The organism is Blautia luti (assembly GCF_033096465.1).
Classification (GTDB): Bacteria; Bacillota; Clostridia; order Lachnospirales; family Lachnospiraceae; genus Blautia_A; species Blautia_A luti.
Window position 1 is genome coordinate 2297103 of record NZ_AP028156.1, and the last position, 20509, is coordinate 2317611.

Annotated in this window: 16 protein-coding genes; all 16 read right to left on the minus strand. The window is 42.9% G+C overall.

Translation table 11 applies throughout. The features are described 5' to 3' along the window. Positions 1 to 18 precede the first annotated feature (18 nt). Entirely contained in the window at positions 19 to 2922 is a 2904-nt protein-coding gene (locus R8695_RS10650) for a CDP-glycerol glycerophosphotransferase family protein (protein WP_154780475.1), read from the minus strand. A 25-nt stretch (positions 2923 to 2947) separates the two neighbouring features. Beyond that, complete coding sequence (locus tag R8695_RS10655) at positions 2948 to 4261, minus strand: CDP-glycerol glycerophosphotransferase family protein (protein WP_154780476.1); 1314 nt, start codon at positions 4259 to 4261, stop codon at positions 2948 to 2950. 13 nt (positions 4262 to 4274) lie between these two features. Continuing rightward, positions 4275 to 4691, minus strand: coding sequence for an FAD synthase family protein (locus R8695_RS10660; protein ID WP_118508734.1), 417 nt, complete (start codon positions 4689 to 4691; stop codon positions 4275 to 4277). Between the two features lie 27 nt (positions 4692 to 4718). Then, complete coding sequence (locus tag R8695_RS10665) at positions 4719 to 5975, minus strand: CDP-glycerol glycerophosphotransferase family protein (protein WP_118508733.1); 1257 nt, start codon at positions 5973 to 5975, stop codon at positions 4719 to 4721. A gap of 18 nt (positions 5976 to 5993) precedes the next feature. Then, positions 5994 to 6986: a Stealth CR1 domain-containing protein gene (locus R8695_RS10670; RefSeq protein WP_154780477.1), complete on the minus strand. Its 993-nt coding sequence runs from the start codon at positions 6984 to 6986 to the stop codon at positions 5994 to 5996. Beyond that, a complete protein-coding gene (locus R8695_RS10675; protein WP_154780478.1) occupies positions 6979 to 8106 on the minus strand; it encodes a glycosyltransferase family 1 protein in 1128 nt (375 codons plus the stop codon). Before R8695_RS10675 ends, R8695_RS10670 begins: the two co-directional genes overlap by 8 nt. 1 nt (position 8107) lies before the next feature. Next, a complete protein-coding gene (locus R8695_RS10680) occupies positions 8108 to 9193 on the minus strand; it encodes an acyltransferase family protein (RefSeq protein WP_154780479.1) in 1086 nt (361 codons plus the stop codon). 12 nt (positions 9194 to 9205) lie between these two features. Next, on the minus strand, positions 9206 to 9943 hold the full coding sequence (locus R8695_RS10685; RefSeq protein ID WP_118508730.1) for an ABC transporter ATP-binding protein: 738 nt from the start codon (positions 9941 to 9943) through the stop codon (positions 9206 to 9208). Positions 9944 to 9996: 53 nt separating this feature from the next. Beyond that, positions 9997 to 10773, minus strand: coding sequence for an ABC transporter permease (locus R8695_RS10690; RefSeq protein WP_118508729.1), 777 nt, complete (start codon positions 10771 to 10773; stop codon positions 9997 to 9999). Positions 10774 to 10973: 200 nt separating this feature from the next. Next, positions 10974 to 11792 carry a TPM domain-containing protein gene (locus tag R8695_RS10695; RefSeq protein WP_118508728.1) on the minus strand — a complete coding sequence of 273 codons (819 nt, stop codon included), beginning with the start codon at positions 11790 to 11792 and terminating at the stop codon, positions 10974 to 10976. A 17-nt stretch (positions 11793 to 11809) separates the two neighbouring features. Beyond that, positions 11810 to 12898, minus strand: a complete 1089-nt coding sequence (locus R8695_RS10700; protein ID WP_154780480.1) for a TFIIB-type zinc ribbon-containing protein — start codon at positions 12896 to 12898, stop codon at positions 11810 to 11812. A 19-nt stretch (positions 12899 to 12917) separates the two neighbouring features. Next, positions 12918 to 14192: an SPFH domain-containing protein gene (locus R8695_RS10705; RefSeq protein ID WP_118508726.1), complete on the minus strand. Its 1275-nt coding sequence runs from the start codon at positions 14190 to 14192 to the stop codon at positions 12918 to 12920. Between the two features lie 309 nt (positions 14193 to 14501). Further along, complete coding sequence (locus R8695_RS10710; protein WP_154780481.1) at positions 14502 to 14927, minus strand: flavodoxin; 426 nt, start codon at positions 14925 to 14927, stop codon at positions 14502 to 14504. Positions 14928 to 15028: 101 nt separating this feature from the next. Next, complete coding sequence (locus tag R8695_RS10715; RefSeq protein WP_118508724.1) at positions 15029 to 15580, minus strand: DUF3793 family protein; 552 nt, start codon at positions 15578 to 15580, stop codon at positions 15029 to 15031. A 285-nt stretch (positions 15581 to 15865) separates the two neighbouring features. Further along, complete coding sequence (locus R8695_RS10720) at positions 15866 to 19219, minus strand: AAA family ATPase (RefSeq protein WP_154780482.1); 3354 nt, start codon at positions 19217 to 19219, stop codon at positions 15866 to 15868. Then, positions 19216 to 20352, minus strand: coding sequence for an exonuclease SbcCD subunit D (locus tag R8695_RS10725; RefSeq protein WP_154780483.1), 1137 nt, complete (start codon positions 20350 to 20352; stop codon positions 19216 to 19218). Before R8695_RS10725 ends, R8695_RS10720 begins: the two co-directional genes overlap by 4 nt. Positions 20353 to 20509 lie beyond the last annotated feature (157 nt).

Below are 20509 nucleotides of genomic sequence, written 5' to 3' on the forward strand. Positions count from 1 at the left end.
CACAGTCACAGCTTTTCGTTATTCAGGAATCTCTAATACTTTCTGCCAGTTCTTCGCACCATATACTTTCTTTACATCCAGCTTGCCTGACAATACCGGGAAAAACTTCTTCTTGGATGTAAAGATCACTGCATAATCGAATTTCGACATACCAAGAACTCTTCTGAGCTCACGGCTGTAGAAATCTTTCAGCATTTCCGGTACTTCTTTGGAATCGGAATCCATAAACATCTGATGGCATACATATTCCTCATCTGTAGCAGGATAAGAACGTTTCCAGTACAGAACTCTTACTTCCTTCGGAAGAGTATTCAGCTTTTCTTCTGCACTCTCCCTGCCGGAACCGTTTCCGATCAGGGTGACATCCATACGTGAGAAATCCACTTTCTCCAAAAAACTTTCGAATTCTTTTGTACTGTTTGTTTCACCGAACGCACCTGCATAGACAAGCACTTTTACTTTATCTGTTTTATCAGACATTACCTGTTTCTGCTCTTTTTCTTTTCCGAACACAATATCTGTGATCCGCTGGCAGGCTCTGCCGTCATCCTTCGGGCAGAATTTTCGGCGGGTTTCCTGATACTTCTGCTGATATGGTTTCACAGCAGCAGACAGGTCTTTAAAGATTTCTCCTACTTCTTCCAGTGTAGCTGCTGTCGGTCCCGGAAGATTTTCCAGAGAAGCATATACACCTCTGTATTCTTCGAAACTTCCTGCATCCGGAATGTAGAATACAACAGGCTTTCCTGTATTCAGATAATCGAAAAAGATACTTGAATAATCTGAGATCAGCACATCTGTAACAGACAGGATCTCATTGGCATCCATTGTTGCAGGAATAAATTTCACTTTCTCTTCAGCTGGTTCCTGCTCCTGCTCTTTCAGGTAACGGTAAACAGTCTGATGGAGTTTCACCAGTACCTGATATTCCTTTTCATCCACACTCTGCCGGACTTTATGGATCAGCTTGTAAACCTCCTGCAGGTCTGCTTCCGGTTCTTTATACTGAGCCCCTCTCCAGGTCGGTGCATAGAGAATGATCTTCTTATTCTCATCTACATCCACACCGTAAGACTGCATTTTACGGATCATTTCTTCCCGGCTGTTTTCGGTATTCTCGAACAGCTTATCATTTCTCGGGAATCCCTCTTCCAGGATCTGGCCTTCATACAGGTTCTGAAGTTTATAGGACTTCTTATAAGCGGTCTCAGTCATATACGGACCGGAAGAAACCAGATAATCTGCACTCAGAAGATTTCTTGCCGTATTTCCCTGTGAAATGTTTGAACCAGGGATATCAAATCCCATATTCTTCAGCGGAGTTCCATGCCAGGTGTTCAGATAAACCTGTTCTTCCCTTTTCAGGAAATAGCTTGGGAAACTTACATTATTGATCAGATATTTGGTAACTGCAAGCGCTTTACAGTATTCTTTTGTCTTATACTGTACGAATCTTACATTCGGATACTTTTCATACTTCTCAATCTGTAATCTGCTGTCTTCCAGATCATCGATCACCCAGATATGGGTATATTCCTGATATTCTTCCTTTTCCAGAAGATACTGGAAGATCGCGTAGGGACTGTCGATCATTCCGCGGCCGCCAAATGCTTCGTACAGGATAGTTTTATCTTTTACCGGATACTCTTTTACATATTCTCCGTAGCTGGTGCGAAGAGGATATTTCTCCTGGCATTCTAGGATCGCTTCTTTGTTTTTCTCATAGAAAGTTTCAATTCCCATTACACGGTTGAAAAGACGATTCCACTCTTTTACTGCTTTCTGGATGGCGAAATCTTCTGATTTCCAGATTGCATTTCTGGACATTTCTCTTCTCAGTTCTTCATCATGTGCCAGCTTCAGCATAGCCTCTGTGAATTTCTTTGTATCAAATGCTTCCGGAAGAAATCCTGTTTTCTGGTCGTCGATGATCAGATCCATGGCTCCTGTATGAAATGCAATTACAGGAAGTCCGAACTCGAATGCTTCCATGATAACCATCGGCCATCCCTCCCATCTGGATGGAAGAAGGAAGATAGAAGAATTCAGGTAATATTTCTCTGGCTCATTGGTATAACCTACGAAGTTTACACGGTCATCAATGTGGCGTCTTTTGGCATCCGCTATGATCTGGTTCCAAAGATCTCCGGCTCCAATGATATCCAGCTGCCATTCATCATCCTGTTTGCAGAATTCCTCGAAGGATTCCATCATAAGATCCAGACCCTTCGCATATACGAAACGGGTGGCCATGAGAAATCTCTTGGATTTCGGATCGCATTTACGTTCACTGACGAAACTTCTCGGATTGATCTTAACTTCTGTGTCAATATCCAGAAACTTCTTATAATCTCTCTTATCATAATCACTGAGTACAATGTATCTGTCCAGTTTCGGAAGATATTCCTGCAGCAGGCATTCCTGTTTCCAGAATACAACATTGGGAACTTCCAGATATCCTGCATAACAGTTATGCTGCCAGCCGATGGTCTTTGCCTTTAATTCAGGTGCCAGCATTCCCAGTCTCAGACTCAGGGATGCAGTTGTAATGATAATGTCATAATCCTGCTCATTTAAATATTTCACCCATTTTTCCCGTGTCTTTTTCGGGAAAATGGCATCTGCAAGAATATCATTATATTTAGGCTTATTGAACGTACCGTATTTCGCATTTAATTTCCGCACCAGATAACGCCAGCAGAACGCCGGTGTATGATGACGGTTTACAAATTCATTATTATCAATAAAGTCAACCTTGATATCCTCACTCATGTGATACATATTACGGTCTTCTTTAAATCTGTCCTGATATACCATAATAGTGACATCATGTTCTTTTACAAGTTCATTGGCAAGGAGTGTAACAACTCTCTTTGTTCCGCCAAGATCGAATATCTTAGTACACCAAATACATATTTTCATTTATCTTTTTTCTCCTGTCATGACTCTACTTTGTGATGTTAAAGTAATCCAGTACACGCTGGCAGTAATTATCACATACATTGTGTGTTTTCGCCCTTACCTGCGCACGCTGCTCTTTATAATTATCATTTTCATTTTTGATATCCATAATAAAGCTTTCGAAATCCTGCATGTTGTACATATGCTCGCCAGGCATATATTCCAGCGGATCATCGAATACCCAGCCTCTGGATTCTGTATACGCTTCGTAATCATCCAGAGTGAATCCCAGAGGTCTGTCCAGAAGAAGATAATCAATGGCAACAGAAGAATAATCAGAAACCAGTGCATCTGAACAGTTGATGAATTCATACAGCTGCAGTCCGTTATCCGCAAGATCTTTATTCTCCAGATATACGATATTGGTAAGAACGTTCTCACCGAAATCATATGGGATCTGCAGATAATGCTTCTTAATAACGATGAGCATATGATTCTCTTTACAGAAATCATTCAGTTCCAGAAGCTTGTCTGCATCATCAATGATCGGGATATTAAATTCATTGTTCAGAGTTTCTTCGTTCAGACGTACACTGGATGCATGTCTGTATGTGGGCATCCACAGGATCAGTTTTTCACTGTTTGTTTCCTGCAGAAGTTTCTTCTTAAATTCGTCTGCCCTTTCACTGCCTCTGAGCATCATATCATAACGGGGATATCCGAATGACAGAAGCTTCTTGGAAGTACAGCCGAAGAATTCCATTTTCGTCTTGATAAAGATATCTCCAGGAACCAGACAGTAGTCAAAGAATACTTTACGTCCGTTTTTATTTGCTTTATAACCGCAGCCATGCCACAGGTCAATAAAGATCTGATTCTTTCTTGACATTGCGATCCAGTTAAATGCCTGTGTGTAGAAAATGTACTTTGATGTCAGTGCATATTTATATGCCTCTGCCCTTCGGATCGTAGAATCTTTTTTGAAATTCTGGATGAATTTTACATTCTCATACTGATATTCTTTATACTTGGATGGATCATGTACCAGCCATACCATCTCATATTTTTTATTATAACCATTTTCGATGAGATAATCGAACAATGCACGTCCATTATCTGTAAAATCATCATTTGTTTCAAACAGCATTCTGTTTTCTACAAGTGCAGGCGGAAATTTTTTTAGACGTTTGATCTTTCGTTTGTCATATACTCCGTATGTGAAATCTGCCCATGCTTCCCGGAGCATAGCCTTTGTTCCTTTTTGTGCCTTTACTTTCTTGAGCTTTTTAACAGTTTTTCTGGTATTTTTTTTGATAGATTTTTTTATCTTTTTCAGTTTTTTCTTTATTCTTTTTTTCATGGTCACACTCCCCTTAAAACTCTTTTAACTTCTCGCGAAGTAAGGTTGAAGATGTATCTTTCGTATATGGCAGGAATACAAGCTTCGCACCCAGGCTTTCCATTTCTTTTCCGGTCTCCTCCCAGCGTGCGTTTCCTTTCCAGTCATCACCGATATAAATCTCATTGAAGCGTACTTTCTCCCACACTTCTTTCTTATTCAGTGTTTTCGTTACGATCACTTCATCCACATATTTAATGGCGCGGACGATCTCTACTCTTTCATTTAATGGCACAATAGGTCTTTTGTTCTTATATGACTCTACAAGATCATCATCATTTACACCAACGATCAGATAATCGCAGTGTCTCTTCGCATTTTTGATCAGATTCAGATGTCCGATATGAAACATATCAAATGTTCCCTGTGTGTATCCTATTACTTTTTCCATATTTCTCTCCCTGTTTCATGATAATTATTATAATAAATATTCTGCCAGCCTTTTGCAATAGCTTTCTGTTTTATTATGCATCTGCAGGAGCATCTGCGCCCTCTCCTGCATGTAAGTATCTGTTCCCTCTGACAGATGTTTCAGATACTTTATCATATCCTCTGCATTATAAATTTTCTCTCCTGGCATGTATTCCAGCGGATCGTCGAAGACAAATCCCCGCTTCTCTTTATAGATCTCATAATCAGCCAGAACATATCCCAGCGGTCTGTTCAGGAGCAGATAATCCACTGCCACTGATGAATAATCTGAGAGCAGACCATCACAGACTCCTATGAGTTCATACAGCCTGACTTCTTTTCTGTCCAGAAGATCTTCCGATACATACCGGATATTGGTAAATCCCTGTTCTTCCTGATCCCATCCGGTCTGAAGCGGATGTTTCTTTATGATCAGAAGGATCTGTTCTCTGCGCAGATATGCATCGATCTGTTTTAATTCTTCCTCATCCCGGATTCCAGGAAGCTGACAGGGCAGTTCGATCTCATTTTCCGCGCATCCTCCAAGTTCACTTTTGCGGAAGGTCGGCATCCAGATCACTGCCTTCCTGCCCTTCCACCCGAAAAGCCTCTCCAAGATCTCCTCCTGATTCATGGAAGGATGCAGCATCCAGTCATATCTGGGATATCCCATCATCAGCAAATGCCCGGGAGCACAGTTCCACAGTCTGGACTTGGTTTTTACGAACACAGGTCCCGGAACAAGCGCATAGTCAAAATCAGCTCTGCTGTTCTGGTTCTTTCTGGCCTGTTCTGCATCTTTATAACCACAGCCATGCCACAGATTTACCACTGTCTGTCCCTCACATCGATAACGGTTCAGTTCGGCACTGTTATGGGAATAAAAGAAAAAGGAAGCTGTGGCACCATAATAATATGCCAACGGGCTGCTCCAGCCGTATTTATTCTCTGCTGTTACAAACTTTACATTCTTTATCTTTTTATTTCTGAATTTCTTTTTCTGTGAAACCAGCCAGATGATCTCATATTCTTTATTATACCCGTTATCTATCAGATACTGGGAAAAAGCTCCCGGATTATCTGTGTAGTCCATCATTTCCCGGTTCTTAAATACCATTCTGTTTTTTTTCACTTTTCCGAAGCGCCGGGTCATTTTTCCTATGATCTGCATTTCAGCCTTTGTCAGGAAACGGCTGATATAATGCAGGATCATTCCTCCAATGCCCAGCTGCTTTGTATATTTTTTTACTGCATCTTTCGTCATATCTGCCTCCTGTCTTTCTTACCGTTCAAACGTTGATTTCTCAGGCAGGATACATTCGAAAGATTCTTTTATATTCTTTTTTTGCTGCTGGAAGTCGCCTATATTCTCCGTATCATTGATACAGATGATCCTGCACAGCTGTTTTCGCAGTACATTATGGATCTGTTCATCATGAAGTCCAATCGTCAGAAACTTCCCTGTTTTCGGTGACTGTGGCTCATAATTTCCTTCCATGTACTGCCAGTACTTCATCACATACTGATTGACATCAGATGCAGAACGGAACCGTGTCTTGCATACCCTGTCCAGAATTTCTCCCTCTTCTTCCCAGACTTTCTCAAATGTACTCTTCAGAAAAGCACTGGAAATATGAGAATATTTAAAACTGGAAAATTCCCTGTAAGGAAGCATCAGTACATTCCGAAGCACCATGGAACCATATGCCGGATGAAACCATTTTTTCCACTGTCTGCAGATCACTTCCCGCTTGGAATAATGCATATTCACCAGAGCTGCATCATTCATCAGGATGGATGCAAAGGGATTGTTGATATCATCCTGCACCAGGGCAGTTTCAATACAGTAGTCCCTTGGAAGACCTTTTTTGAAAAAATCCTCCGGCTGCATGGCATTTATAATAAATGTATCATCATTAAAGTATACAAACTGTTCGGAAAGCCCTTTAATCCTGTGCAGATTCAGTTCAATGGGGTGACTGCTGAATGTAGGAAGATATTCTTCCGGAATATAATCTTTATGGTTCACTACTGTGAGTTTCGGATTTTCCGTATTCAGCCAGGAAGGTATATGTCCCCATGTTATAAAATAAATATGGTTTACCCACGGAGTAAATTTCTCCACTCCGCGAAACCAGTACTGCAGGTTTTCCCAGTCACGGAATCTGCTGTTCGAAAGATCTCCATCTCTGGTATTCAGATATTCATTTCTCTGCCTGATCCACGCTTCATCAGAACCATCTACCCAGGGCAGTACAAAATCGATCTTATTCATTTCTCTTACCTCTGTCCTGATATAATTCTTTCAGACGTCCAGCTTCTGTTTCTATATTAAAATGAGCCTCTGTCAGTTTCCTTTTTATCTGTGCGGCATCCTCTCTCTCAAGGCTGCTCATCTCTTCTACAGCAGCAGCCCATGTCTGATCCGTTTCCTCAAGTGAAAGACGTCTGATCCTTTCCGGAAAAACAACTGCTTCTTCTGAAACAGCCTTGGACATTACACAGGAAAGCCCGTTTGCCTGCGCCTCGATCAGTGCAAAAGGAACTCCCTCGAAAACAGACGGAAACAGAAAAACATCCATGGCTGATAAATACCTGCGGATACTTTTCTGTCTGCCTGCAAAATACACATTATTCTCAAGTCCTTTTTTCTCTGTCTTATTCTTTATCTGTGTGTACAGACCTTCTTTTGGGCCAACCAGACATAAAACCACATTTCTGTTTTTCTTCACAAACTGCTGCAGGATATCGATCATTCTGTCATGATTTTTCGGAATGTCAAATCTTCCTACATGCCCGATCACAATCTTATCCTCCCAGCCCATTTCCCTGCGAAGCTGCTCTCTGTCTTCAGATGAAAAGCTGAATTTCTCTGCCTGAATGGCATTATTGACCACTGTCACCTTTCCCTTAAGAAAATTCTTCTCTCCGAACATCCATTTTCCTGCCAGTTCACCGCAGGATACCATATCAGTGGCATACCGTGCAATAAAAGGACGGTTAAAACTGTCCATCAGATTACGGATCAGTCCCGGGCAGGAGGAACTGTGGCTGTGGGCGATCACCTTTTTTACCCCCATCTCATGGGCCACACGCAGGGGGACAATGTTTGCCGCTGACAACATGTTTACATGAACCGCCGTATATTCATTCTCCTGCAGGATCTTTCGCAGTTCTTTTATATACCCATGATAATGTTTCTTTACATTGGGTACATAAAAGATCTTTCCGCCCAGCTTCTGAATCTCTTCTTCATATGCAATTTTATCATACATACAGACAAAATCAAACTGTACATCCATATGGATCAGTACCCTGTAGTAATTCATCACGAATGCTTCCAGACCACCGGCCACATTTCCCATTCCTATTTGAAGGATTCTCATTTTGATCATTTCACCTCAGTTTCCGCATCAGGGCGGATATTAATTTCTGGTATCCTGTAACCCTCTTGAGTACTTCCACCACATAGGCAAGAAGCAGAGAAATCAGCAGGAGCACAACAGGAATCAGCCAGAACTCTCTGACTGCAAATACAAACTTTCCAAAATAGTCACGTATGAAAGTGTGAATCAGCCAGATATCCAGTGAATATTTCCCGAAATGCTGAAAAACAGACGATATCCACGGAATTTTAAACAAATATTCCACGCAGAACATAATAACCAGAAACGGTACTGCCATATAATGATATTCCCAGATCACTTTCAGATCCAGTTTCGGGTACAGACAGAATGCAGCCGCCAGACACCCAAAAAGGAGCAGTCCCTTACATAATCTTCCGTTCTTTCTCCCGCTCCCCAGCTCATGAAACCAGGAAAAAAAGTTATATTCCGCACACACCATTCCCGTCACAAAAGCAAGGAAGAAAGAAAATACATCGGCACCTCCCGGGAATCCCATTCCTGTTGCCCTTGGTAATATAACTATGATCCCCAGAACAACTGCCCAGCCCCATTTCTTAATAGCAGTATACCCAATGGGCACAAATATGATAAATAAAACTGCCGCGCTCATATACCACCAGGAGCCGTTTAAAATCTTGGTTCCTGCCAGCTTCGCAAGACCCAGAATATCAATTATGACAGCGACAAACCTCTGCGGAACATTCTCTCCCCAAGATTCAAATCCGCTGCTGGCCAAAAACGCATACAACACATACGCCCCTGCTGCAATAAACCAGTAACCGGACAGAGTTGAAACCAGGTGTGCACCAATCCATCTGGAAGTGCCGGGATTTTTTTCCGACTTATATCTGCTGTAGCCGCACATCAGTCCATATCCTGAAACAAAGGCAAACAGCGCAACGCAGATCTTCATACAGGAGGCAGCTGTCATTACACTGTTTGCAGAAATACCTCTGAAAGCCACATCATATTTTGCAAATTTTGATGCTTTATAAAAGCAGTGATGAAAAACCATCATCATCACTGCAAGCCCCTTTAAAGCCATGGAGTCTTCTTTTTTCAGTCCGTTTTTCATAGGCTCCCCTCTTTATTTCGTCATCATCTCATACTGTTCGGAAATTGTATCAATATCTCCGTATGCGATCAGTTTTCCTTTCTCAAGGATCATGGCCTTGTTACATATTCTCTGCACCTGTGCCAGGGAGTGGGATACAAATAATACCGTTACACCTGAATCAAACATACTCAGGACTTTTTTCTCACTTTTTTTACGGAATTTCGCATCTCCTACAGACAACACCTCATCCAGGATCAGGATTTTCGGAGAGACTACTGTAGCAATGGAAAATCCAAGTCTGGATTTCATACCGGAAGAGTAATTCTTGATAGGCACATCAATAAATTCCTTCAGTTCGGAAAATTTTACGATCTCATCATATTTCTCATCAATAAATGCCTTGGAATATCCAAGCATTGCTCCATATAGATAGATATTCTCTTTTCCGGTATACTGGGGATCAAATCCTGCTCCAAGTTCCAGAAGTGGAACCATTTTGCCGTGTTTCGTAACAGTTCCTTCTGTAGGCTTAAAAACACCTGCGATCACCTTTAAAAGAGTACTTTTTCCTGCACCGTTAAGACCCAGGATTCCAACCCTGTCACCTTTTTCTACTGTAAAACTGACATTCTGTAATGCCCAGAACTCATTATATTTGATTTCTTTTTTGATCGATTTGATGATATAATCCTTCAGGCTGTCTACCTTTTCTTTGCTGAGATTAAATTTCATGCTGACATTGTCAACAACAATCGCTGGTTTGCTCATTTTTTCTCCTTATGTCTTTCTTAGTCAAGCGGATCTCTGCAGTCCGCATTCAGTTAAATATAAAGAATAAAATCATCCTGTTTCTTCTTGAAGCACACTAATCCGATGATGATCGCTGCCACTGAAAAGCCCAGTGCATATAAGAAATATTCTATATTCATAGGTTTTCCAAATACAGCACATCTGAAAATATCAATTGTACAGTATAACGGATTATATTTCAGGATCCATGCCCATCCACTCTTTAACAGTTTCGTCGGATAATAGAAGATCGCGCAGGTATACATTACCAGCATCAGACCTACTGACCACAGATATTCCATATCCCTGAAAAATACACCGATAGTTGCCAGGATCATTCCGAATCCATATGCCAGGCCGAAGATCAAAATCAGCGCAACCGGTGCTTGGATCAGATAAACCGTCGGCTTCACTCCCAGAACCACGCTTACAATTGCAAGCACGATCAGTGAGATCAGAAAGATCACATAGTTAAAAAGTACACTGGACAGAGGATAGAGATATTTCGGCACATACACCTTCTTGATCATCGCCGAGTTCTGCCTGATAGATTTCAGGGCAGCCTTCGTGGACTGTGAGAAAAAGCTGTACAGCAGTCGTCCTGTCAGAATATATACAGGGAAAGTTTTGTCAGTATTTCCGTAAAGGGTACCAAATACAATGGTAAGCACGATCATGGTAAGCAGAGGTTCCAGCATGGACCACACAATTCCCAGATAAGAACGTCTGTATTTCAGCTTGATGCCCTTTTTTACCAGTTCGCCCAGAAGGAACTGGTACTGTCTAAAATTGTCAACGTATTTTTTCATGTTCTCTCCATCGTTTCTATTTTATTTATTTGCTCCTTAACCGGCTTCTCGGATTAACTGCTTAACTCAAGATAAGCCACCTTGTACTGTAGCATATTCTTTGTCCTCTTGCAACCGGTATCCTTATATTTTTTCCTCTGAAGCTGCCAAAAACGCAAAAATGATCCCGGGCTTTGAAAAAGCACCGGGATCATCAGGGATCAGAAAGAACCTCCGGAACCACCATGGGTCTCTCCTGAAGAGCTTGTATGAGTACTGCTTCCTCCGCCTGAAGAATCCTCCTTGGGCTTCGCAGTACGGCTGACCTGATTATACAGGAACATATCCCCGCATCTTGTAAGATTCAGGCTGTTCTTTTTCATATAATCTGCTGCATCCGGCTTCATGCGGACTGTTTTCATCTGGCTGCGCATGGTTCCCGTAATGATCAGTGCCAGAGCCAGACCAATCCCCAGAGAAATCAGGATCCAGACCGGAGACATGGGCTCCTGCGGCATATTTCCTGTATCATATGGTTCCCCGTCCTCTGCCTGAATGATAAATTCTTCGCACAGACTGGCAAAACTGTCAAAGGCGTCATAATAATTTCCGTCAGACAGATCACTTTTTATCTGATCCTGTATGTATTCCAGCCCGCTGTCTGTAAAGGTATCGATCGCATCTCCATGGGTACTCATCCAGAATTTACGTTCTGACATGGTGACCAGAAACAGGATTCCGCTTTTGTCCTCTCCCATTCCATAGCCTTTATAATCAAAATAATCATCCGCATAGTCCATGGGTTCTGCCCCGTTGATGCTCTCTTCTGTCACAACTGCCACATCACAGTCATAATCTTCACTGATCTGATCCAGCCTGCTTTCCAGTCTTTTCTCCTCCTGCTCAGAAAGCAGATCGCCGTCATCCACCAGTCTCGCAGGATGTGTTTCTGCTGCCTGGCTCTCCACAGCCGGAACTGTAAAAAGGCAGGATACTGTCATAACAGCTGCAAGACACACAGGTATTATCTTTTTCTTCATATACACAGTCCTCCTCCCTAATAGATCAACATTACTGCCAGGTAAGCAGCTGCCGAACACAGGATCGTCAGGCCTGCCAGCCATTTGGCATATGCTCCGTTATCAATTGGAAGATTACCTGTCATTTTCCCGGTCTGTCCGTTCATTGCGAAAAGATACTTTTTCCCCTTCCAGGTGGTATTAAGGATCCATACAGGGTATAATGCATATTTCGCTTCTCCCCCATATACCTGCAGGCTGGTGCTCTCCTGTGTTACTGTAGCATAACCTTTTACCGTATTTCGCAGCACTTCCTGGGCACTTATTTTCATACGCTCCTGGGCCCGGTCCGTGCTCTCTCTGGCATCTACATCATATTTATCAGCCAGATATCCGGCCAGATATGCTGTCTGAAAATCAACAGCCTCCTCAATCCTGAAAGGTTCAATGGATTCCATCAGATCATCTGCCATTTTGGTGGAACCATCTACCGGCACACTGGCAAATGACATATTTCCGCTTCTGAAAACAGAATAATAGTTTGTTTCCGTATAGTCATAATCCTTATCGCTCCATACCCTGATTTTCGTAGCTTTGTATCTTGCATCTGCATTCACATCAGCATCAAAGAGCCAGAAAGGCACATAGACACCTTTGATCTCATCAATATGGTTCTCCTGACGGAAAACCCTGGGCAAAAGCGGCCTGCCCTTAATATGTCTGTAGTATGCTTCCTTCGCAGCTTTCTTATCCAGCTTGAAAGGTATGACCAGATCCGGCTTTAATGTACCGCTGAATTTCTCAGTCATGATCACCGGATTTCCGCAGTACGGACAGCTGGATGCACCTGTATTCTCATCTGCTACGATCTCGCCTCCGCAGGATTTGCAGGTATATACGTTCATTCCCGCAGTCTCGCCTTCCTGCCACTGGCTGCCTGCATTTGTCTTCCATTCCGTAGAAGCAGTCTTTCTTTCCTCTTCTTCACTGAGCTGTTCCTCATAAGCTTTTAATGTATCCAGATCAAATTCCGTATCACAGTACGGGCATTTCATTTTCTGGCTGCGGCTGTCAAACTCGATAGCGCCTCCGCAGGCAGGACATTTGTATTCTTTCAGATCAGACATAGGAACCCTCCTTATGGTCTTATTGTCTTGGTTTTCCACATTCCGCACAGAATTTACCGGTATTTACCGCTCCACAGCTGCAGGTCCATCTGTCAGCCGGTCTGGGGCTCCCGCATTCAGAACAGAATTTTCCGGTATTTACTGCACCGCAGCTGCAGGTCCACTCTGCTGGCTGAGGTTTCGGTTTTCCGCATTCTGCACAGAACTTGCCGGTATTCTCTGCACCGCATTCACATTTCCATGTACCGGATGCCGGTTGCATCTTTGGTGCTGCCTGTGCCTGCTGCTGCACTCCCATCTGATAAAGACTCTGCATATTGGCTCCGCCAGCCTGACTGGCCATTCCCATACCCATAAATCCTGTCATGGAACCGGCCTTATTGGAAGCTGCTGCTTTCATGGCATCTGCCTGCGCTCCTGCCAGTGTAGCAGCTGCCATTGTAGGATCCCTGAGAATGGCATTTTTCTGTGCATCTTTGATCAGCTGTGCATCTTCTTCCGGAAGAGTAACCGGATTCATGGCAATGGACACGATCGCCAGACCTCTGGCCTGCTGCCATTTCTGTGTCAGCGCCTGATTCATGGCATCACACAGTTCCTGTACATGTCCCGGAATCGCACTTGGCCGGATCTGCATCTCGGAAATCTGTGCAAACGCAGGCTGAAGTGCACTTATAAATTCTGTTTTCAACTGAGACTCAATTTCTTCCCTGTCATACTGCTGAGCAAAATTACCGCAGACATTTGTATAAAACAGCAGCGGATCTACAATTTTATAAGAATATACTCCATTGCAGCGCACAGATACATCAATATCCAGTCCGATATTTCTGTCTACCACTCTGAAAGGGATGGGATTGGCTGTTCCAAACTTGTTTCCTACCAGCTCTTTTGTATTAAAATAATATACTCTCTGATCTTTTCCCGTATCTCCTCCATAGGCAAAACGCTTCTTCACTGTTTCAAAGGTCTTTTTGATTCCTTCACTGAGCCCGCCTGTAAAAATACTGGGTTCTGTAGAGGTATCATAAGTAAATTCTCCCGGTTCTGCGCAGACTTCAACAACTTTGCCCTGCTCCACGATGATCATGCACTGGCCATCTGCTACCGCGATTCCCGAACCATCGGAAATGATATTATCACTGCCTCTTTTGTTAGAGGAACGTCCCCCTATCCTTTTCTCCCCCTTCACGGCAAGAACTTCATTATCAATTGCCTCACAGTAAAAAAATTCTTTCCACTGATCCGCCAGTGTGCTGCCTGCTGCTCCTGCAGCTGCTTTAATTAATCCCATAGAATGCTCCTTTCTCAAAGCTTATGCTCTTTGCAATAACAGTAATACAAATTCTTTAATCTGCTATGAACCCCAAACTCCCTTTTTCTGTCATCTTTTTGCATTTGCGGGAGTCTTTTCATTTATACATAAAGTATACCATATTCTTTCGATTATTTCTTTCTTTTTTATTATATTTTTACAATTTTCTTCTCATAAAAAAAGAATCCTGCCCGGAGGGCTTCTTATAAATAATAATAACAGAAAACCGGCAGAGCTTTTCACACCCTGCCGGCAAAATTCTTTCTATATTATATACTCTGCAAAAACTCAGCCTACTAAAGCAGCGCCTAAAGCTTTGCATGCATCTGTAGCTTCATCATCTGGCTCTTCCTGGCAGATTACACTGTCGCATACAAGATTTGCGCCTGTTTCTTTACAGGACTCTTCCCAGTTGCGCATCCATTCGCCGTCTCCCCATCCATAGGAACCAAACAGAGCAATATTTTTGCCTTTCAGGGCATCCTTACATCCGTCGAACATTGGCTCGAATTCTGTGTCTTCGAGAACTTCATCTCCCATTGCAGGGCATCCGAAAGCGATTGCATCATATTCAGCTACTTTAGATCCGTCAAAATCCTCGCAGGTACGAAGAACAGCTTCGCCGCCTTTTTCCTTGATTCCGTCTACAACTGCGTTTGCCATTGCCTCTGTGTTTCCTGTGCTGCTCCAATATACAACTGCTACTTTACTCATGATCAAAATCCTCCTTAAAATTCGCTCTGCTTCCTCTTTGCTACAAAGCCATAATTTATTATAATGAAAAGTCGTACGGCTTTTCTATTATACTAATTTATTTATGCTGCCACTGTCAGCTGGCGTACACTCCTGCCCTGGCTCCAGAGACGTACATATACGCTGGTGCATTTCTTAAATTTTGCAAAAGCCTTCACTGCTTCACATTCATTGCAGTAAACTTTCCAGCAGCCCACGCATTTACAATTCTGCCCTGCGTTCTTGACAAATCCGATCACATCTCCTAACGGATATCCCAGAAATAATCCGATTTCATGAGGAAAATCTTCTCGCTGTGCCAGACGGCTTCTCAGTCTCTCCAGCGCGTATGACGGATCTGTACTTTCATATCCATATTTCTTCATGAAATTCGCCACACCAGGTTTCTTCAGATCTTTCTCCAGACTGGAAGAACGACACACATAAATTAATGCCTTACTTTCACTCTTACGAAGTACTGTGAGGGAAACACCTTTTTCTTTTACGCATTCATTAAAGCCATCCACGCTTTTCCATAATTTTTCCTCAGATTCATATTTATATGTAAAAAGATTTCCGGTTTTAATAGATGCTAATGTAGGTGAACAATGTTCGATCACAGATTTCTCCAGCATGTCAGGTTTCCTTTCTTAATGTCAGAATATAAATTAGTGTACGCTAACCAGGTATCAAAAAATAAAGCTTTACGAAACATTCTATTGCTTCTTATGTACCGTAAGGCTTGAAGTTGCTGTTGCAGGAATACCAGCAGCGGGTTGAGTTATTCGTATCTAACTTCATGTCTTAATATATACTATTTGAGATATTCTGTCAAGTTAATTTTATATAACTTTTTTATTTTTACTATTTTTGACAAAACAGAGGAGTATGTCCCATCATACCCTCTGCTCTGCAATCTCTTAGTTTTCTATACAGATCGTACTTCCGACTCCCTCTTCTGTTCGTTCCTTAGTTACTATGATCTTCTTATCAATACGCTCCTTCAGCTCTGATACATGGGAAACGATCCCCACCAGTCTGCTTCCCTGACTGAGATCTTTTAATGCCCGGATTGCCTGGTCAAGTGCATCCTCATCGAGAGATCCGAAGCCTTCATCTACAAACATCGTATCAAGTTGAATTCCTCCAGAACTTGACTGGATCTCATCGGAAAGCCCTAACGCCAGTGACAGGGATGCCTGGAATGTTTCTCCGCCGGACAGGGTCTTAACGCTTCGGATGGTTCCATTATAATGATCTATTACATCCAGTTCCAGACCCGTTTTGCCTACCCTGCTTTTATTCTCTTTCCGGCGGACTAACTCATACTGACCGCTGCTCATAGTCATGAGACGGATATTGGCCCGCGCAAGGATACGGTCGAAGTACTGCATCTGAATATAAGTTTCCAGCATGATCTTTGCTTTACCCGTGATTGTACCATTTGCTGTATCTGAAAGAGATTTCATCCATTTCCAGCGGATTTCTGTTTTCAGGAGTTTCGTCTGCTGTCTGCGGATTTTCTCGTACATATCGCCATTGATCTCCAGGCGGGCATGGATTTCATCTCGTTCTGATGAAAATGCTTTCTTTTGCTGTATGAAATTTTCTTTCTGAGCATTCAGTTCCTCAACTGAAATATTTACAGCTTCTTTTAACTGCTCTGTCAGAGATGTGATCACAGAATTCAGCTCTGTCATCCTCTTCTCTAATGTTTCTTTCGCTTCTGTTACAGTTTTATAATGCGTTTCAAGCGTCTGGCGTTCCTGAGTCTGCAGCTGGATCTGAGACTGGATTTCCTCTTTCGTTTTTTCTCCCAGTTCCTTTTCCATGCTCTCTTTTTGTTTCTGCATCTGTTCAAGTCTGGACTTCTCTGCCGCTGTCTGCTGCTGATTCTGGTTGTTCTGGTCTGTAAGTGTTGTAAGTTCTGTCTGTATTTTGTTTATTTGGGTCTCCAGAAGTTTTCTCTGCTCCAGAAGTGCGGTCAGATCTTTTTGTTTTTGTTTCAGAATATCCTGCTGCTGTTTCAACCATTCTGATGCTTTCTTTCCCTGCTGCAGAAGCAGTGATACTTCTTGTCCTTCCTGCTGATGATGCACTGCCTTACTGCTCTGATCTTGCTGCAATCCTGAATCTGCTTTCAGTTTCTGCTGTATCTCTTCACACAGCCATGCAAATATCGGCTCTTCCAGTTGATTCTGTAATTGTTCCTGAATACTCTCCTGCTGACTCTTTCTCTTTTCCAGACTGATCTGTAGCTTCTGAAATTCTTTTGCATGTTGTTCCAACTGTCCGGTGAATTTTTCCTTTTTCTTCACCAAATCCTGCTGAACTTTCTTCTGTTTTTGAATTTCTTCTAATTCTGTCTGCACCTGGCTTTCCTGAGCTTTTACGAATAGGCGTAATTCAGGATCAGCAGCTTCATTCCGAAGTATTTCCTCTGCCTTCTCTTCTGGCAGAAACTGCGCTGCATAGTTTCTGACTTCTTCTGCCAGTTCTTCCTTTGAGCGCTGTACCAACCCTGCGGCTGATCCAGCCTGCACACTTGCATCAGATGCCGCTTTCTCCGCAGTTTCTGCTGACATTTTCTGCTTTTTCAGCTGTTCTTCTGTTGGAACTTCCTCTGGGATCTGCGTAAGCTTCGGATGATGAACAGAACCGCATACCGGACACGGCATTCCATCCTGAAGATCAGCTGCCAGTACGCCTGCCTGGGCATCCAGATAAGCCTGCTCCATTTTGTTCAGAATTTCTTTTATTTCTGCCCGGTTCTGAGAAGCTGTCAGATAAACCTTCTTTTTGCTCTCTGCTTCTTTTTCCAGATCCTGGCATCGTTTCTGCTGATCTTTCATTTTGTGTATCTGCTGTAAACGCATGATCAGACTGTTCTCTTTTGTTTCCAGATTACCGCCGAAAGCAAGCTGTTCTTCCAGATCAGCCAGAGACTTTGTCATCTGTTCAGACTGTTTTTCCATTTTCTCGGACTGTGTTCCCAGATCCTGGATCTTTGTCAGAAGAAACTCCAGATTACCGCAATTCTTACAGACTCCCGCATAGAGATTATCTATCTTCTCTTTCTGGAAATCTGTTTCTGCTTTTTCTTTTTCCGTGCGGTCTGTTGCCTGATATTCTTTCTGCTTCTCTTCCAGTACTGCTTTCGTTTCTTTCTGACGGTTCTGCAGTACTGTACTGTCTGTTTTCAATTTCTCTATCTGAGCAGAAACATTTACTATTTCACGGATCAGATTTTCCAGGTTCGTATAACGATCCAGATTCTCCTTTTCTTTCTGTATGGAAAGTATCAGCTGTTGAATCTTCTCAGGTTCTTTGGCTGCATTCTCTGCATCTTTTTGCGCCTGTTCAAGCTGTGGAAGCAGTACTTCTCTCTCTTCCAGAAGTTTCTCTTTTCTGGCCTTTGCATCTGCTTCTTTATGAATTTTTCCCAGAAGCTGGTTCACTTTATCCAGTTTTCCATCATTTTCTTTTATCTGCTTATTCAGGGCTTTCCATGTATCTTTGTCTGCTTTCAGAAACTGCTCCAGGATTTCCAGTCCTTCTTCCAGATTTCCCTCAAATTTATTCTTCTCCATCACTGTCCACTGCTGTCCCAGAGGATCTTCTATGGAATATCTGACCTGTTCCGTATACTGACGAATACTTCTCAGCAGTTCTTTATACGCCTTGTCCAGACCACCGGCTTCCAATTTCAGCTTCTCCTGGATCACCTTATAAATATCTGTATGAAAAAGCTTTCTGAAAATATTGCTGCGCTCCTCTGTATCAGCCAGAAGTAATTTCCTGAAATCTCCCTGCGCGATCATGGCAATCTGCGTAAACTGTTTCATATCCAACCCAATCAGCTCCGTAACCGCCTGGTTCACTTCCTTCAGCTTCGTCACCGGAGCTCTCCCATCCGAAAAAGTAAGCAGCGCCTCCCCTTTCTGTGTGGTCATTCCCGTACCTCTGGTCTTTGGCCGCTCATAATCCGGACTTCTCCGAACTGTATACACTGTATCTTTATACTCAAAAATATATTCCGCATAAGTAGGAGTCTCCGGCTTCGCATATTTACTTCTGAGCATAGATGCCTCCCGGACTCCTCCACTGGTCTCTCCATACAATGAAAACGTAATCCCATCAAAAATCGTTGTCTTTCCCGCACCTGTATCTCCAGTCACCAGAAAAAGTCCCTGACCTCCAAGCTGTGTAAAATCAATCACTGTTTCCCCTGCATACGGTCCAAATGCAGATAATGTCAGCTTCAATGGTTTCATGCGCGTGCCTCCTTCAGATCCTGGATCAGTTTCTCCACAAATTCTGCCTGTTCTTCTTTCATCGGCTCATTGTTCAACAACTCATAAAACTCACCAAACAGTTCCAGCTCCGACTTCTGCTCCTGAGCCTCCACTGCCTGAACCTCCCGGTTCTCCCGTGTTCGTTTATTGTCATATTCTAAGCGCATCAGATTCGGATAAACCGTACGCAGCTTCTGCAGTGCTCCCGGCACATCTTCTTCATCCATCAGGGTAATCTGCAGATAATCCATCTTATTCTCAGCAGTATAACTCTCCTTCGCTATCACCTCCATATAAGTTCCCCTCATCTTACGCATATCCCGCATCGGAACCAAAGGTACCATACTGATCTCCACATTCCCCTTCTCCAGAAGCTCCACAATTGTCACCAACTTCTTATGATCTGCTTCCGAAAAAGAATACTTAAGCGGTGTCCCACTGTAACGCAAAGTCTCTCTTCCCATCTTCTGAGGTCTGTGGATATGTCCCAATGCCACATAATCAAAACCCTCAAACACTTCCGCACTCACATTATCAAGACCACCCACAGACGTCTCCTCCGAATCACTCCGGTTTGCTCCCGTCACAAACTGATGCGCCACCAGAATATTTCTCTGCAACCTATCAATCTCGCACTCCTGCAGAGCAGCCACAACACCCTCCTCATAAGTATTGATATCCTCTCGCTGCAGCGCATGCCGCACTGTTGCAGGCTTCAAAAACGGAAGAAGATATACAGATACCGGACCATACTGATCTTCCAGCTCAATCCGCTTCATTTCTCCATTATAAACCTGCGAAATAAAAATACCGCTGCTCTCAAACAGCTTCGCCCCGAAAGAAAGCCTCTCCGCCGAATCATGATTTCCACTGATCATATAAACCGGAATCTTCTCCTTCGCCAGCCTCGTAATAAACTCATCAAACAATTGCACCGCCTCCGCTGACGGCACCGTCTTATCATAAACATCTCCCGCGATCAGAACCCCATCAACTTCCTGCTCCACAAAAATCCCCAACATCTGATCCAGAATATATCTCTGATCCTCCAACATAGAAAAATCATGCACCCTTTTCCCAATATGCAGATCCGCAATATGCGCAAACTTCATCCCACATCTCTCCAATCCAAATTTCATATCTACATACCATTCTACCAAAACACCAAAAAAATTTCTACAATATCATCCAAAGCCCAAAATAACAACGCTCCAAATATTGTTGTTCCACCTCCAGTATTCACCAAAAAAGGAGCCAGTCTTCCAGGCC